This window comes from Lutibacter sp. HS1-25, from assembly GCF_004121075.1.
In the GTDB taxonomy this organism is placed as follows: domain Bacteria; phylum Bacteroidota; class Bacteroidia; order Flavobacteriales; family Flavobacteriaceae; genus Lutibacter.
In genome coordinates, this window is sequence record NZ_RHLN01000135.1 from 26,407 (window position 1) to 42,155 (window position 15,749).

The 15,749-nt window shown below is 30.8% G+C and carries 14 protein-coding genes; 8 read left to right on the forward strand and 6 right to left on the reverse strand.

Annotated features, from left to right (window positions below):
* Nucleotides 1-70 precede the first annotated feature (70 nt).
* Both EC396_RS13020 and EC396_RS13025 read left to right on the forward strand, forming a co-directional pair.
* Complete coding sequence (locus tag EC396_RS13020) at nucleotides 71-1,174, forward strand: peptidylprolyl isomerase (RefSeq protein WP_129367035.1); 1,104 nt, start codon at nucleotides 71-73, stop codon at nucleotides 1,172-1,174.
* Nucleotides 1,175-1,186: 12 nt separating this feature from the next.
* A complete protein-coding gene (locus tag EC396_RS13025) occupies nucleotides 1,187-1,771 on the forward strand; it encodes a phosphatase PAP2 family protein (RefSeq protein WP_129367036.1) in 585 nt (194 codons plus the stop codon).
* Here the strand turns inward: EC396_RS13025 and EC396_RS13030 are convergent.
* Genes EC396_RS13030 through EC396_RS13050 form a run of 5 tightly spaced genes read right to left on the reverse strand, consistent with a single transcriptional unit; the run spans nucleotide 1,755 to nucleotide 7,046 of the window.
* A complete protein-coding gene (locus tag EC396_RS13030; protein WP_129367037.1) occupies nucleotides 1,755-2,420 on the reverse strand; it encodes a hypothetical protein in 666 nt (221 codons plus the stop codon). The genes EC396_RS13025 and EC396_RS13030 overlap by 17 nt on opposite strands.
* A gap of 13 nt (nucleotides 2,421-2,433) precedes the next feature.
* A complete protein-coding gene (locus EC396_RS13035; RefSeq protein WP_129367038.1) occupies nucleotides 2,434-4,059 on the reverse strand; it encodes a glycosyltransferase family 39 protein in 1,626 nt (541 codons plus the stop codon).
* A 14-nt stretch (nucleotides 4,060-4,073) separates the two neighbouring features.
* Nucleotides 4,074-5,699, reverse strand: a complete 1,626-nt coding sequence (locus EC396_RS13040; RefSeq protein WP_129367039.1) for a glycosyltransferase family 39 protein — start codon at nucleotides 5,697-5,699, stop codon at nucleotides 4,074-4,076.
* A gap of 13 nt (nucleotides 5,700-5,712) precedes the next feature.
* On the reverse strand, nucleotides 5,713-6,333 hold the full coding sequence (locus EC396_RS13045; protein ID WP_129367040.1) for a lipid-A-disaccharide synthase N-terminal domain-containing protein: 621 nt from the start codon (nucleotides 6,331-6,333) through the stop codon (nucleotides 5,713-5,715).
* Complete coding sequence (locus EC396_RS13050) at nucleotides 6,333-7,046, reverse strand: glycosyltransferase family 2 protein (RefSeq protein ID WP_129367041.1); 714 nt, start codon at nucleotides 7,044-7,046, stop codon at nucleotides 6,333-6,335. The genes EC396_RS13045 and EC396_RS13050 overlap by 1 nt, the downstream gene beginning before the upstream one ends.
* A 222-nt stretch (nucleotides 7,047-7,268) precedes the next feature.
* On the opposite strand from EC396_RS13050, the gene cysS reads away from it, so the two are divergent.
* The 3 genes from cysS to lgt all read left to right on the forward strand — a co-directional run bounded on the left by cysS (nucleotide 7,269) and on the right by lgt (nucleotide 9,927).
* On the forward strand, nucleotides 7,269-8,747 hold the full coding sequence (cysS, locus tag EC396_RS13055; protein ID WP_129367042.1) for a cysteine--tRNA ligase: 1,479 nt from the start codon (nucleotides 7,269-7,271) through the stop codon (nucleotides 8,745-8,747).
* Nucleotide 8,748: 1 nt separating this feature from the next.
* Nucleotides 8,749-8,979, forward strand: a complete 231-nt coding sequence (gene yidD / locus EC396_RS13060) for a membrane protein insertion efficiency factor YidD (RefSeq protein ID WP_370276498.1) — start codon at nucleotides 8,749-8,751, stop codon at nucleotides 8,977-8,979.
* 126 nt (nucleotides 8,980-9,105) lie between these two features.
* A complete protein-coding gene (gene lgt / locus EC396_RS13065) occupies nucleotides 9,106-9,927 on the forward strand; it encodes a prolipoprotein diacylglyceryl transferase (RefSeq protein WP_129367043.1) in 822 nt (273 codons plus the stop codon).
* Between the two features lie 163 nt (nucleotides 9,928-10,090).
* Here the strand turns inward: lgt and EC396_RS13070 are convergent, their stop codons facing one another.
* A complete protein-coding gene (locus EC396_RS13070; protein WP_129367044.1) occupies nucleotides 10,091-10,780 on the reverse strand; it encodes a Crp/Fnr family transcriptional regulator in 690 nt (229 codons plus the stop codon).
* A gap of 106 nt (nucleotides 10,781-10,886) precedes the next feature.
* Here EC396_RS13070 and EC396_RS13075 point away from each other — a divergent pair, with 106 nt between their 5' ends.
* The 3 genes from EC396_RS13075 (at nucleotide 10,887) to ccoN (ending at nucleotide 15,745) form a co-directional block, all read left to right on the forward strand.
* Nucleotides 10,887-13,262, forward strand: a complete 2,376-nt coding sequence (locus EC396_RS13075; protein ID WP_129367045.1) for a heavy metal translocating P-type ATPase metal-binding domain-containing protein — start codon at nucleotides 10,887-10,889, stop codon at nucleotides 13,260-13,262.
* Nucleotides 13,263-13,377: 115 nt separating this feature from the next.
* Nucleotides 13,378-13,551, forward strand: coding sequence for a cbb3-type cytochrome oxidase assembly protein CcoS (gene ccoS, locus EC396_RS13080; protein WP_129367046.1), 174 nt, complete (start codon nucleotides 13,378-13,380; stop codon nucleotides 13,549-13,551).
* A gap of 25 nt (nucleotides 13,552-13,576) precedes the next feature.
* Nucleotides 13,577-15,745, forward strand: a complete 2,169-nt coding sequence (ccoN, locus tag EC396_RS13085) for a cytochrome-c oxidase, cbb3-type subunit I (RefSeq protein WP_129367047.1) — start codon at nucleotides 13,577-13,579, stop codon at nucleotides 15,743-15,745.
* The last annotated feature ends 4 nt before the right edge of the window (nucleotides 15,746-15,749 follow it).

Here is a 15,749-nt window from a genome sequence, read left to right on the forward strand (position 1 = left end):
TGTGCATGTATATACCTAAAAAGTATGTATATTCACAGGATATTTTTTTTTAATAAAATCAAATAATTCAATGAAAAATACTTACGTCTTAATAATTATATTGTCTTTGATAATAAGCGCCTGTAAACCTACTGAATACGCTCATTTAAACGATGGTTTATATGCAAACTTAGAAACCAATAGGGGAGAAATTTTATTAAAATTAGAATTTGAGTTAACACCTGTAACTGTTGCTAATTTTGTCTCTTTGGCAGAAGGTACTAACGATTTTGTAGTAGATTCTTTAAAGGGTAAACCATATTATAACGGAACTATTTTTCATAGGGTAATCCCTAATTTTATGATACAGGGTGGCGATCGTTTGGGTACTGGCGAAGGCAATCCTGGATATAATTTTAATGATGAATTTCCTAAGTATGTAGGAGATAGTTTGGTTTTAAAACATGCTAAAGCAGGTGTTTTGTCTATGGCAAATTCAGGTCCAAACAGCAATGGAAGTCAGTTTTTTATTACACATAAAGAAACACCTTGGTTAGATGGTGCACATACTGTTTTTGGAAATGTTGAAAGCGGACAACAAGTGGTAGATTCTATTGTTCAATATGATACCATTAAAAAAGTTGAAATTATTAAGGTAGGTAAAGCAGCTAAATCTTTCAAAGCAAACAAAGTATTTTCAAATTATTACAAGGTTATTTTGGAAGAGAAAATTAAAAAAGACAAAGCATTGAAAGTTGCTTTGGCTGCAACAATGAAAAAATTTAACGAAAATTATCCAAAAGCTACTGAATATCCTTCTGGTTTAAAAATGGTTATTGTTGAAACTAAAAATGGTCAAAAACCTAAAGTTGGTAACAAAGTGAGTGTAAATTATGCGGGGTATTTTTCTGATGGTAAATTATTTGAAACAAGTATTGCTGAAATTGCAAAAGCTTACGGTGTTTACGATGCAAAGAGAGATCAAAAAAATGGTTATAAACCATTTACTATTGAATACAGTCCAGAGGCACGATTGATTGCCGGTTTTAGCGAAGGCTTGCAACAAATGAAAATAGGTGATAAGGCCATACTTTTTATACCATCTCATTTGGGTTATGGAAAACAGGGAGCAGGAGGTTTGATTCCGCCAAGTACCGATTTGGTTTTTGAAGTTGAGTTAATGGACAAACAATAAAAAATAGATTTGATGCTAGATATATTGATACAAAAAGATATTGAACTATTAATTTTTCTAAATAATTTAGGAACAACTCAATGGGATGGTTTTTGGCTTTTTATAACCAATAAATTTAGTGCCATTCCATTGTATTTGTTGTTATTGTATTTTTCATATAAATATTACGGATTTAAAAAAACAATGGTTGTTCTTGTTTTTGTAGCTTTATTAATTACAGTTACAGACCAAACAAGTAATTTGTTTAAATACGGATTTAAACGTTTAAGACCTTGTCACGATGATACTATTGCGCATTTGGTGCGTTTGGTAAAAGCCACTTGTGGTGGTCGTTTTTCTTATTTTTCAGCACACGCAGCCAATTCAATGGCAATTGCCATATTTTTTGGAATGTTATTTAAAAAGCAATTAAAATACCTATTACCAATATTAATATTTTGGTCACTACTGGTTAGTTATAGCCGAATTTATATTGGTGTACATTTTCCGTTAGATGTGTTAACAGGAATTTTTATTGGTGGTTTTTACGGTTTTCTTTGCTGTTTTTTATTGAAGCAAGTTTTTAAAAAATATTTTGAAACTATTTCTGATAAATAGATTTGTTCAACGGATTTAAAAATATCAATAAAAATATTACACTAAAAGCAAGTTCGTAAATTTCCCATTTTCTGTTTGAAGGAATAAAAGCTAGTAAAACGGTTCCTGCCAAGAAATAAATTGTTTGATACCATTGAACAATAGGCACAGCAAACAGGTTGGCTAAATTTTTAACCCATTCGTATTTTCTGTATAAAAAAGGTGTTATAATTAAGTAAATAACCAAAACTACGGTTAGTAACTGGCTAAATATCAGTTTGTTAATTTTTGTACCACCAACTACCATATTGTGTAAATTGGTTTCTCCCTGAGCATTGTTTTCTAAAAAATATGCTGAAGATTCAATGTTAAAAATACGTTGCCCCCAAGAAATTTCTTCACCAGCAGCAAAAAAGAAAAGCAAAGCCATAGCTGCAATTCCTATTTTCCATGTAGTGCTTTTACTGCTAAAAAGTTTAAAAAATCGGGTTAACAATAAAATACTCGATGAAAGTAAAAATATAGCAGATCCATTTTCAACAAAACCATCTTCAACGGTATAAACTTTGTCAAAGAACAAAAGGTCTGTATTGGCAAAATAAATTCCCAATGCAAAAATAATTGTTAAAAATAAAGCAGCAATTTTATCAATGTTAGTAAGTGTTTTCATAGGTCAAAAGTAATTATTTTTTTGATATAATATAGTATTCTCTAATCAGTCTGTCTTTTTGTTTTGAACCTACATTTGCATTGTAAGTTGCTATTAGTTTGTAATTGTAATCTTGTTTTAAATCTAAAACAACACGTTCTATATCTCCAGGTGGAACAAGCAATCCGAATTGATTGTCTGATGGAAAATGGACTATGTCATTTTCATAAATATTTTTAATTTTCCCATTGTAATCCCACAACATTTCCGGTGTAATTTCTCCTAAAGAAAAAGTAGTTAAATGGTTACTGTTCTCTAACTTGTGTAAGTTATTTATAGAATTATAAGCTTCATTTTTATTGAAAATTTTAGAAATTGGTATTGCAAAAACCAAAATTGAGGCCATAAATAAAATGCTTAAATAAAATACATTTTTTAAATTTTTAGCTGCCAAATATTTAAACATCAACACCCCAATAACAAGTAATGCAACTGATGTTGAAATGTAATTATACAAATACAATTGAATGTCATTCTTCAAAATAAAGTATAAAATTACTGGAAAAGCTACACCAATAGAGGCAATCAATCCAAAATTAAAATATACAGGAATTGTTTCTTTTTTGTTTGTAATTTTAGAAAAAGATTTGATAAGGTATTGTATGTAAAACCCCGTATTTAAAGCCAATGGTATCAAAACAGGCATTAAATAACGTGCTTTTTTTTCAGGAATTACAGATAGTAAAACAACCGCAATAATGGTCCATAAAAATGTAAACCGATAGGCTTTTTTATTTTCTACACGTTTGATAATATAAGGATATAACAAACCTATAAACGCAGGGATTGTCCACAAGCCAGATTGTACAAAAAAGCTCCAATAATAATAAAAAGGTTTTACATTATAACTGCTCCAATTGCCAGTTTCACGCGCTGCTATGGCTAAAAATGCTTTTGGATCTGCCAAACGTACATAAATAAACCACCAAGTTCCAATAGCTATAAATAACAAGATAAATGCTAAAAAGGGCGCTACTTTTTGTTTGAAATTTTTGAATTTATAAATAATTCCGTAAGCAATTATAAAAGGTAAAAACAACGCAAATAAAGACACAGGACCTTTACTTAAAATTGAAAGTCCCACAAAAAAAGCAGCAATAAAAGCATTTTTCCACAATTGCTCATTTTTTGAAAAAAACTGAAATAGGTAAAACAAACCAGCCATCATAAAACCGTGGGCAAAAATATCCCAAGGTGCTTCGTTTAAAATGCCAATTACATAAAAAGAAGTTACTACAATCAAACTATTTCTAAAACTTTGACCTTTCGACAGTTTTAATTCTGAAGAGAAAAAATAAATGAAAATCCCAAGAAACAAAACCATCAGCGCTGCTGGTAATCGCAAAGCAAACAGGCTGTTTATACCAAATAAAATACCAGAGATTGCAGTTAACCAAGTAGGTAATGGTGGTTTTTGGTATCGAGCTTCACCGTTTAAAGTAGTTAATAGCCAGTTGTTGTCTTGTACCATTTCACGTGCCGAAATAAAATTTCGAGCTTCCATAATGGTTAAATTGGGTACGTCTAAATGTACCAATAACATAAGTAATACCAATATGGTAAGACTTAAAACCGGATATTTTTCAATTGTTTTTATCATAAAATTCAATTAAATTAATAGTACAATTCAAACGTTTCAAAGTCCTTTTTGTTTTTTAATTTATTTGCAAAAACCTGCAAAGTATCTGGAAAAACATCTTTTTTTCTTTTAATTAAATAGGTTGGTTTTTCAACATCCATATTCAAAATGCGAGCCCTGTCTTCAGTATCAAAATAATTGATTAAATGTTTTTTCCAAAGGTTGTTGGTTTCAAACTGAACTTCTCTTTGCGTGGTATATCTTCCGTGGTTGATGGTTGTAATTTCTTTATCTAAATAAAATGAAAGCGAAGGCAATAAATAATTGTAAACCATCACTTCGGAATTTGGATTACCTTGCTGCTCAATAAATGCAGCCAAAGGTTTTACAGAGTTGATTTTAAGTTCGTTATCTTTAAATAAATAATTGGCCGACATCATTATTGAAATGATAAAAACAACACCAAAATAGGCCGGTTTAAGATAATTACTATTCGCTATTTTTTTATTTAAAAACCAATTTACAATTGCAAATATTACCAAAACAAGCACAGCAAAATAGTGATTGACCCTTAATTCAAAATTAAAAAATGATAAAATGAATAAGGAAAAAGTGATTGTTGAAATTAATATGATGTAAATATTTTTTAAAATCTTGATGGTTTTCTCGCTACATTCACTAATGTATTTTGCTGAAAATATGGCAATTACAAAGTATAGTGGAAGTACATATAAAATTAATTTTGAAGTTGAGATTGATAAAATAACAAACAACACCAAAAAAGTAATCAGTAAAATAAAATCGTTTTTCTTTTCATTAAAAATCGTTTTTAGATTTTTTTTGAAGTAAAATAGCAAGTAAAAAAGCCAAGGCAAACCAATTAAAGGCATTAGTAAAATATAATAATAAAATGGCTTTCCTCTTTTAAATTTATTTTCGGCAACTCTTTCAACCAATTGATTGTTAAAGAAATAGTCAAACAAACCTTCGTTGTTTTGAATTGCTGCAATATACCAACTTGCTGAAACCAATAGAAATAGTAAAAAACCTAAAAATTGATGGATAGACAATTCAATTTTTTCTTTGTTTATAATTTTATGAGTAATTACAAAAGTTAAAGGAACAACAAAACCAACAGGTCCTTTGGTTTCGAAAATGAGTCCTAAAAAGAAATAAAACAAATACAACAAATAATATTTTTGATCCTCTTTGTACTTCAGCCAGCTAAAAATGGCAGCTAAAATAAAAGTAGTTAAATAGGCATCTGTAGTTAAGGTTCGTACTGCAATAACAGTTATGGGCAACGAAAAATAAATAAGTGCAGCTGTAAACGCTAATTTTTCGTTTTTATATAAAAGTAAAGCGATTTTAAAAACCAATAAAATTTGTAAAACCAAAGCCAATTGCATAAAAAAACGAGCTGCAAATTCATTGACCCCAAAAATCTGATAAGAAAACGCAGTTATATAATAAGTAACTGGCGGTTTGTGTAAATGTTTGATACCCAATAATGTTGGGTTTATATAGTCGTTATTTACAAACATTTCTTTGCCAATTTGCGCATAACGTGCTTCGCTACTATCTGTTAAACCCCAGTTGCCAAGCATAACAGTTAGTGCTAAAAAGGCAATAACCAATAGTATGTAAAGTTTATTTTTCATGATGTAAGGTTTGTTATTCTTGTTTTTTTAGAATCAGAATATTTCTAAAATAAATGGCAGCTCCCATTAAATGACCAACCAATAAAACAGGATCTTTTCTGTATACGGCATAAATTAAAATCATTATTGAGCCTATTAAACTCAACAGCCAGAAACCAAAAGGCAAAGAGGATTCTTTCTTTTTTTCAGAATAAACCCATTGATACACAAAACGTAAAGTAAAAATAATTTGAGCAATAATACCCCAAATTAACAACCAAACTGGTATAGCTTCGTTTCTAAAAAGCTTATCTATGTCGTAGCTATTGTTGTTGTATGAATAAATAACTAACAACAACGGAAAAATCCACAAAAGTATTTGTAAAGTTTTTGGCGTTTTTTGCCATTGACCTTGTAATTGTAAATTTCTAATATAAATAAAATAGGTAAGTGCCTGCCCAAGCATAATGGCAAAATCTTCACGCAAATAACCATACACAAAAAGTAAAAATGAAGCCAGTAAACTCAACCACCAAAATAGGCTAGGAGTCAATACTTTTTTACTTTTTTCAGATAAAATCCATTGTAAAACAAGTCTTCCAGAAAATAAAAGTTGTGCAAAAAAACCTATAGTATAAATAATCCAGCTACTCATTAACCTTTGGTTGCAATTTTATAATTGATGTATTTTTTCTTCATCCATAAATAAGCAAAACAATCAACTAAAGGACCTAACAACCTGTTCCACAGTCCAAATTTTGCTTCACCGGCAATGCGTGGAAAATGCTGAACAGTAATTTGTTTTACTGTTCCGTTTTGCAATAAAATCATTGCAGGTAAAAAGCGATGTAATCCTTTAAACATTGGAATTTTTTTAGCATATTCAGTTTTAATAACCTTCAACGGGCAGCCCGTATCATCCATTCCGTCGTGGGTAAAAGCGCGTCTAATACCATTTGCAATGGTTGAAGACATGTTTTTTACAAACGAATCTTTTCTGTTAGACCTAACACCGGTTACCAAATCGTAATTTTCAATTTCAGCCAACAATAAATTAAAATCGTTAGGATCTGTTTGTAAATCCGAATCAATATAACCAACCAATTCAGTATCTGTATTGTCAAATCCTGCTGAAATAGCAGCACTTAAACCACAGTTTTGTTGAAATTGAATATAAGTGAAGTCCGAATTATGGTTGCAAATTTCTTCAATTAAAGCCTGACTATTGTCTTGACTTCCATCATTAACCAAAAGAATTTTTGTTTTTTTAGAGGCAATTTTTATATAATCAGTTAGTGATTTTTCAACTCGCTTTAAATTATCCTCTTCATTATATACAGGAACAACTATTGTAAATTCGTATTTCATTTATTTTAGTTAGTGCAGGTTCAATTAATTTATCTATACATTATAGGTACGAAAAGGCAAAATTATAATATTTATTGAGATAAAATAATAAAGATTGGGAGAATGTTGTAAATAAGGAGCGATATTTATATTGGTATGAATATACTTAAAAACCAATGAGGTTTAAATTTTTACATTAAGTATTTGTTATTATCTTTACACACTTAAAAAAAACAGCAAAGTATGGAGTTATACAAAACAAATCAGCTTAAAATCTACAATTCTTTGAGTAAATCTAAAGAAATTTTTAAACCTTTAATAGAAGGTAAAGTTGGTATGTATGTTTGTGGACCTACTGTTTATAGCAATGTACATCTAGGAAACGTTAGAACTTTTATGTCTTTTGATATGATTTTTCGTTACTTAAAACATTTGGGATATAAAGTACGCTATGTTCGCAATATAACAGATGCAGGACATTTAGAAAATGATGCAGATGCAGGTGAAGATCGAATTGCTAAAAAAGCACGTTTAGAAGAAATTGAACCAATGGAAGTGGTGCAACGTTATACGGTTGATTTTCATGAAACATTGCAAACAATTAATAATTTACCGCCTAGTATAGAGCCAACTGCAACGGGTCATATTGTTGAGCAAATTGAAATTATTAAAGATATTATTGAAAAAGGTTTTGCTTATGTTGAAAATGGTTCTGTGTATTTTGATGTTTTAAAATACAATGAAAAAGAACATTACGGAATTCTTTCTGGTCGAAATATTGAAGATTCTATTCACAATACAAGAGAATTAGACGGACAATCAGAAAAGAAAAATCCACAAGATTTTGCGCTTTGGAAAAAAGCAGATGAACGTCATATTATGCGTTGGCCTTCGCCTTGGAGCAATGGTTTTCCTGGTTGGCATTTAGAGTGTAGTGCTATGAGTACCAAATATTTAGGTGAAACTTTTGACATTCACGGTGGTGGAATGGATTTAAAATTTCCGCACCACGAATGTGAAATTGCACAATCTAAAGTTAACAATGGTGTATATCCTGTTAATTATTGGATGCACGCCAATATGTTGATTTTAAACGGTCAGAAAATGGCAAAATCAACAGGGAATTATATTTTGCCAAACGAAATATTTTCGGGTGATAATAAAATTCTTAGCAAAGCATTTTCGCCAAGTGCAACTCGTTTTTTTATGTTACAAGCCAATTACCGCAGTATTCTTGATTTTACAAGTGCTGGTTTGGAAGCTTCAGAAAAAGGTTATATAAAATTAATGGAAGCCTTAAGTGGCTTGGATAAAATTGAAACAAGTAAAACGTCATCAATAGCTATCAATGCGTGGAAACAAAAATGTTACGATGCAATGAATGATGATTTTAATACACCGGTTTTAATAGCGCATTTGTTTGAAGCTGTTAAATTTGTGAATTTGTTACTTGATAAAAAAGAAAGCATTTCTGTTGAAGATTTGGCAACTTTAAAATCAACTTTTAACGCTTTTGTTTTTGATGTTTTAGGGTTGAAAAATGAATTACAAGAAGACAGTTCAGACAAATTATCGGGTGTTGTAGAAATGTTGATTGCTATGCGTAAAGATGCACGTGACAATAAAGATTGGGCAATGTCTGATAAAATTAGAGACGAATTGGCTATCTTGGGCATTCAATTAAAAGATGGGAAAGAGGGAACAACTTTTTCTGTAAACTAATTTGAAAAGTATCTCAAAAATATTGTCACTTCCTTTTGTTTGGCTGATTCGTTTTTATCAGGCAGCAATATCGCCTTACACAGCATCAAGTTGCAGGTATTCACCTACCTGCTCAAGTTATTCATTAGAAGCTTTGAGAAAATATGGTGTTTTTAAAGGTGGATGGCTTGCTATAAAACGAATTGGAAGTTGCCATCCGTGGGGTGGAAAAGGATATGATCCTGTTCCGTAATTTTCCAAACCCCGTAAAGGTTGAAAAGTTGATGAAATTTTACATTATAAAAGTTTAAAAATTAAATTCGAATCCAGTTGTTTCCTTCCCTTTGAGAAGGATTAATGGGATAAATACCAAATAAAAATGATCGCAAATTATATAGATTGGAATCCTTCACCAGAAATTTTTAAGATAGGTCCTTTTGCAATTAGATACTACAGTTTAATGTTTGTAATTGCATTTATGCTTGGATTGCATTTGATGAAAAAAATATTTATTGAAGATAAAATTCCGCTTGAAAAATTAGATTCCTTATTTATTTACGTAGTAATTTCAACATTGATTGGTGCGCGTTTGGGGCATTTCTTATTTTATGATCCTGCTTTTTTGTTCGAAAAACCTTTGGAAGTTATTTTACCATTTCGTTTTTCTCCAAAATTTGAATTTACCGGATTTGCAGGTTTGGCAAGTCACGGAGCTGCCATCGGAATAATTATAGGATTGTATTTTTACAGTAAAAAAATTCTTAAAAAGCCACTATTGTACATATTAGATAGGGTGGTAGTTGTTTCTTCAATTGGTGGTGCTTTTGTTCGTTTAGGAAACTTAATGAATTCTGAAATTATTGGAAAACCAACAAATTCAGATTATGGTTTTGTATTTCAAAGGCTTGGAGAAGATTTTCCGCGTCACCCGGCTCAATTATATGAAGCAATTAGTTATGTTGTAATATTTGCTATATTATGGTTTATATATTGGAAAACTGATAAAAAACAAAAAATCGGATATATATTCGGTTTGTATTTTGTATTAATGTGGTCAGCACGATTTGTAGTTGAGTTCTTTAAAGAAAAACAGGTTGAAGGTGGTGAAAATTGGTTTTTAGATTTAAATACAGGGCAGGTATTAAGTATTCCATTGATTTTAATAGGTTTATACTTAATGTTTAAGGCTAAAAAAGCATAATTTATAGCCTGTTTGCTGTTATAAAAAAAAAGAACATCGAGTTTATTTACAAGCTCAGTGTTCTTTTTTTTAGTTTTAAAACAATTCAATTTATTTGTCAAAAGTTTAGAATGACAATCTTTGAAATTGTAATGTATTACGGGTAAATCAATAGGAATGCTATCTAATATCCTTCAGATAAATTTTTAAGCATATTTTTATTTATGATTTTGATTTTTTTACCAATTAAATCAATGATACCTTCTTTTTTAAGGTTTGATAACAATCTAATGGCTGATTCTGTAGCAGTACCAATTGTGTTTGCAATTTCTTCTCTGGTCAAAATAACGTCAATACAACCTTCGTTATCAACTCCAAATAAGTCTTCAAGGTGAACCAAAGTTTCTGCCAATCTATCTTTTACAGGCTTTTGAGCCATTTGAGAAATAGAAGTATTGGCTTCATTTAATTGGTGCGAAATGTTTCGCATCATTTGTAAAGAAAAATTATTGTTTTCTTTAATAGTATCTAATATATCTCCTTTAGGAATAAAACAAACGTGCATATCTTCCAAAGCAATGGCATTTAAACCAACCAGTTCATCGCTTAAAATAGATCTGTGACCTAAAATATCACCATCTTTTACAAACTTAATAATCTGCTCTTTACCATTGGTATTCAGTTTGGTAAGTTTAGCTTTTCCGCCTCTAATACAATACAGTCCATTGATAGGATTCCCTTCTGTCATTAAATTTTCACCCTTTTTTATCAAAATGGTGGTTTTATGATCAGAAAATTTTTCCAATTCATCATGCGTCAATGATTTAAGTGCATTAAATCTTTTGATAATGCATTGTCTGCAATTTGAAGACATAGTTAATAGTACGTTTTAGTTTAGTGTCAAAGGTAATAAAATTAATGATATTTGTCATAATTGTGTGAAAATAATTGAATATTTTTGTCAACGAAATTAGAAATAAATGAGCGATACCAATTGTTATCATTGTGGATTAGATTGTAACAAAAACGAAATTTCTTTTGATGAGAAATCCTTTTGCTGTAATGGTTGTAAAACCGTGTATGAAATTTTAAATAGCAACGAATTGAGTTGTTATTACGATTTTGAAACAAGTCCTGGAACAATTCCAACAGATATAAAAGGGAAATACAATTATTTAGAAAATGAATCAATTGTAAATAAGCTGGTTGAGTTTAATGATGGTGATATTTCTGTAGTAGAATTTTTTATTCCTAGTATCCATTGTAGTTCTTGTATTTGGGTGTTGGAAAATTTAAGTAAATTAAACAATGGTGTTACCACATCTATGGTTAATTTTCCAACAAAAAAAATACGTATTACCTTTAAAAATGAACGCGTTAACTTAAAACAATTGGTTGAGTTAATTACTTCAATAGGGTATGAGCCATACATAAGTTTGGATGATGATGCTGTTAAAAATAAAAAAATAGACAAAACGCTCATTTATCAGTTAACCATAGCTGCATTTTCTTTTGGCAATATTATGTTATTGTCTTTTCCTGAATATTTTGAATTGAGTGCAGATGATTTTTGGTTAGAAAAGTACAAGTTTTTATTTCGCTGGTTGATGTTTGTGATGGCTATTCCAGTAGTTTTTTATTCGGCAAAAGATTATTTTATTGCTGCTTATAAAGGTTTGAAGCATAAAATGTTAAATATTGATGTGCCCATAGCCATAGGTATTTCTGTATTGTTTTTAAGAAGTACTTTTGAAATTATACTTAATATTGGGTCTGGATTTTTTGATAGTTTGGCTGGTTTGGTTTTCTTTTTATTGTTGGGTAAATTTTTTCAGCAAAAAACCTATAACTTTTTATCGTTTGAGCGCGATTACAAATCGTATTTCCCAATTGCGGTAACTAAAATAGTAAATGGTAAGGAAACCAGCATTCCCGTTAAAGATATTGAAAAAGGAGATCGGTTATTAATTAGAAATGAAGAGTTGATACCTGTTGATGGTATTTTAATAGCTGGAAATGCAGCAATAGATTATAGTTTTGTAACAGGAGAATCGGTAGCTGTAATCAAACAATCTGGCGATAAATTATTTGCTGGCGGCAAACAAACTACGGGCGCTATTGAAATGGATGTTGTAAACACAATGTCTCAAAGCTATTTAACACAATTATGGAGCAACGATGTTTTTAACAAAACAAACGAAATTACCATAAAAAATATTACAGATGCCATTAGTAAATATTTTACGATAGCCATTTTAGCCATTGCTTTATTTGCTGGTATTTATTGGTATTTTACCAATCCGTCTATGACATTTAATGTTGTAACAGCAGTTTTAATAATTGCTTGTCCTTGTGCATTGGCGTTATCTGCACCGTTTGCAATAGGAAATATGTTGCGGATTTTTGGGTATAAAAAATGTTACCTAAAAAATGCGGAAACGATTGAAAATATTTCAAAAATAGACACCATTATTTTTGATAAAACAGGGACGATTACTTCTAGCGACAAAACGCAAATTAGTTATGAAGGAAAAGTTTTAAATAACAGCGAATTAAGTGCTGTAAAAACGGTTTTAAGAGCATCTAATCATCCGTTAAGCAGGTTGTTATATCGTTTTATTTCAGAAAACACTTTAAATGTTGAACCGCTGTATTTTGATGAAATTCTTGGAAAGGGAATTGAAGCTAAAATTGAAGGTTACGATATCAAATTGGGATCAGCAAGTTTTGTAGACAGCAATTTAATTAACAACAATGAAACTTCTATCTACATTAAAATAAACAACGATTTTAAAGGTTGTTATATTTTTAAAAACAGTTATAGAACGGGTGTAAAAGAAGTTTTTGAAACGCTTTCAAAAAAATACAAATTGGTTATTTTGTCTGGAGATAATGAAGGTGAAAAGCCGTATTTAGAAAAAATATTACCTCCAAATACCCAGTTTGAATTCAATCAAAAACCCGAAAATAAATTGGAGTTTATTAAAAATATGCAACAACAAGGTGCAAAAGTAATGATGATTGGAGATGGTTTAAATGATGCAGGTGCTTTGGCACAAAGCAATGTTGGTGTTGCTATTTCTGAAGATGTGAATGTATTTTCACCAGCCAGTGATGCCATTTTAGATGCACAATTATTTAATAAATTACCTGCATTTATTGCATTGTCTGTTGAAACAATTGCAGTAATTAAAATGAGTTTTATCATTTCATTTTGTTACAATGTAATTGGAATGTATTTTGCTTTAACAGGACAATTAACACCGGTTGTAGCAGCGATTTTAATGCCCTTGAGTTCTATATCAATTGTGGTGTTTGTAACATTAGTTACAAATTTCATTTCAAGAAAGCTTTAAAAACTAGTAAATTGAATAGTTGGATGTGGTATAATATGACAATTATCATTTTTTTTTCGAATCTAAAATGTATATTTGTTTTCAAATTAAATAACTAAAAAATCAAGTAACTAAAATGGAAGTTGTCTACATAACAATAGGCGTAAGTATTGTTGTTGCAGTGTTTTTTTTCATTATATTTATCAAATCAGTCAAATCGGGGCAGTATGAAGATACTTACACGCCTTCGGTTCGTATGTTGTTTGATGATGAATTGGTTACTGATAAAAAACAAAAACAAACTAAATAATAACTAACAATTAATCAAAACAAGTATGGAAAAAGAACAGTTTTATTATGATAATAAAATCGTAAAAATGTTTCTTTGGGCTACAATTCTATGGGGAGTTGTAGGAATGTTAGTAGGGCTATTGGTAGCGCTACTTTTTGTTTTCCCAGGATTATTAGAATTTGCAGGAGCAGACAATGCCATTTCGTGGTTAAGTTTTGGTCGTTTAAGACCTTTACACACAAATGCCGTTATTTTTGCTTTTGTTGGTAACGGAATTTTCCTTGGAATTTATTATTCTACCCAAAGACTGTTAAAAGCAAGAATGTTTAGCGACGTTTTAAGTAGAATTCATTTTTGGGGATGGCAAGCTATTATTGTAGCTGCAGCTATTACCTTGCCTTTAGGTTTTACTTCATCAAAAGAATATGCAGAATTAGAGTGGCCTATAGATATTATGGTTGTTTTAATTTGGGTTGTTTTTGGAATTAACCTTATTGGTACTATTTTAAAAAGAAGACAACGTCATATTTATGTTGCTATTTGGTTTTACATTGCAACTTTAATAACCATTGCTGTTCTTTATATATTTAACAATTTAGAAATGCCTATTACGGCTTTCAAAAGTTATTCTATTTACTCTGGTGTGCAAGATGCCTTGGTACAATGGTGGTATGGTCACAATGCGGTGGCATTTTTCTTAACCACACCTGTATTGGGTTTAATGTATTATTTTATTCCTAAAGTAGCAAACAGACCTGTATATTCATACAGATTGTCTATCATTCACTTCTGGACTTTGATTTTCTTGTATATCTGGGCGGGTCCTCACCATTTATTATATACAGCTTTACCTGAGTGGGCTCAAACTTTAGGAACCGTATTTTCTGTAATGTTGATATTCCCTTCTTGGGGTGGTATGATCAACGGATTGTTAACACTTCGTGGTGCTTGGGATAAAGTGCGCGAAAATCCAGTGTTAAAATTCTTTGTAGTTGCAATTACTGGTTATGGTATGGCAACTTTTGAAGGTCCTATGTTGTCATTTAAAAACTTAAATGCAATTGGGCACTATACAGACTGGATTGTAGGTCACGTTCATATTGGAGCTTTGGCTTGGAACGGATTTATGATTGCTGGTATTGTTTACTGGTTGGCTGAAAAACTTTGGAAAACGCCATTGTATTCAAGAAAACTGGCAAATACACATTTTTGGTTGGGAACTTTAGGTATCTTATTTTATGCTATTCCATTATATGTTGCAGGGTTTACACAAGCATTTATGTGGAAACAATTCAATCCTGATGGTACATTGGTTTACGGTAACTTCCTAGAAACTGTAACACAAGTTATTCCTATGTACGCAATGCGTGCTATTGGAGGTACATTGTACTTAACAGGTTTTGTTTTATTGGCTATCAACGTTATTAAAACGGCTAAAGCTGGTTCTCCTGTTGAAGATGAATTGGCAGAAGCTGCACCATTGAAAAAAATTAGTGGTAAACGTATTGCTGGTGAAGGTTTTCATACTTGGTTAGAACGTAAAGTTGTTTTGTTTTCTATATTAACAGCTGTTGCCATCTTAATTGGTACTTTGGTAGAAATTGTACCATTGTTTTTGGTAAAATCTAATGTACCTACAATCACAAGTATCAAACCATACACTCCTTTAGAGTTAGAGGGTAGAGATATTTATATTCGTGAAGGTTGTAACAACTGTCACTCGCAAATGATTCGTCCGTTCCGTTCAGAAGTTGAGCGTTATGGTGAATATTCAAAAGCAGGAGAATATGTATATGATTTCCCATTCCTATGGGGATCTCGTAGAACAGGTCCAGATGTTCACAGAGTTGGTGGAAAATACAATGACAACTGGCATTTTAACCATATGTCTGATCCACGTTCAACATCTCCTGGTTCTATTATGCCTCGTTATTCTTGGTTGATTAAAAATGATTTGAATGCATCTGATATTCAAAACAAAATGGAAGGAATGGTAAAATTAGGTGTTCCTTATACTGCTGAAGATATTGCAGGTGCTAAAGAGCAATTAATGAAGCAAGCAAAAGGAATTGTAGCTAATTTAGGTCAAGATCCTGAGTTTGTAACAAATTACGGTTCAAGTAACATTCAAAATAAAGAAATTGTTGCTTTAATTGCTTATTTACAACGCTTGGGTACAGATATTAAAGCGGGTAATACAGCTCAAAAATAATAGC

Bases quoted from the DNA above. Each gene is read 5' to 3' on its own strand.
- EC396_RS13020 (WP_129367035.1), top strand. From the start codon at position 71: ATGAAAAATACTTACGTCTTAATAATTATATTGTCTTTGATAATAAGC.
- EC396_RS13025 (WP_129367036.1), top strand. From the start codon at position 1,187: ATGCTAGATATATTGATACAAAAAGATATTGAACTATTAATTTTTCTA.
- EC396_RS13030 (WP_129367037.1), bottom strand. From the start codon at position 2,420: ATGAAAACACTTACTAACATTGATAAAATTGCTGCTTTATTTTTAACA.
- EC396_RS13035 (WP_129367038.1), bottom strand. From the start codon at position 4,059: ATGATAAAAACAATTGAAAAATATCCGGTTTTAAGTCTTACCATATTG.
- EC396_RS13040 (WP_129367039.1), bottom strand. From the start codon at position 5,699: ATGAAAAATAAACTTTACATACTATTGGTTATTGCCTTTTTAGCACTA.
- EC396_RS13045 (WP_129367040.1), bottom strand. From the start codon at position 6,333: ATGAGTAGCTGGATTATTTATACTATAGGTTTTTTTGCACAACTTTTA.
- EC396_RS13050 (WP_129367041.1), bottom strand. From the start codon at position 7,046: ATGAAATACGAATTTACAATAGTTGTTCCTGTATATAATGAAGAGGAT.
- cysS (WP_129367042.1), top strand. From the start codon at position 7,269: ATGGAGTTATACAAAACAAATCAGCTTAAAATCTACAATTCTTTGAGT.
- lgt (WP_129367043.1), top strand. From the start codon at position 9,106: ATGATCGCAAATTATATAGATTGGAATCCTTCACCAGAAATTTTTAAG.
- EC396_RS13070 (WP_129367044.1), bottom strand. From the start codon at position 10,780: ATGTCTTCAAATTGCAGACAATGCATTATCAAAAGATTTAATGCACTT.
- EC396_RS13075 (WP_129367045.1), top strand. From the start codon at position 10,887: ATGAGCGATACCAATTGTTATCATTGTGGATTAGATTGTAACAAAAAC.
- ccoS (WP_129367046.1), top strand. From the start codon at position 13,378: ATGGAAGTTGTCTACATAACAATAGGCGTAAGTATTGTTGTTGCAGTG.
- ccoN (WP_129367047.1), top strand. From the start codon at position 13,577: ATGGAAAAAGAACAGTTTTATTATGATAATAAAATCGTAAAAATGTTT.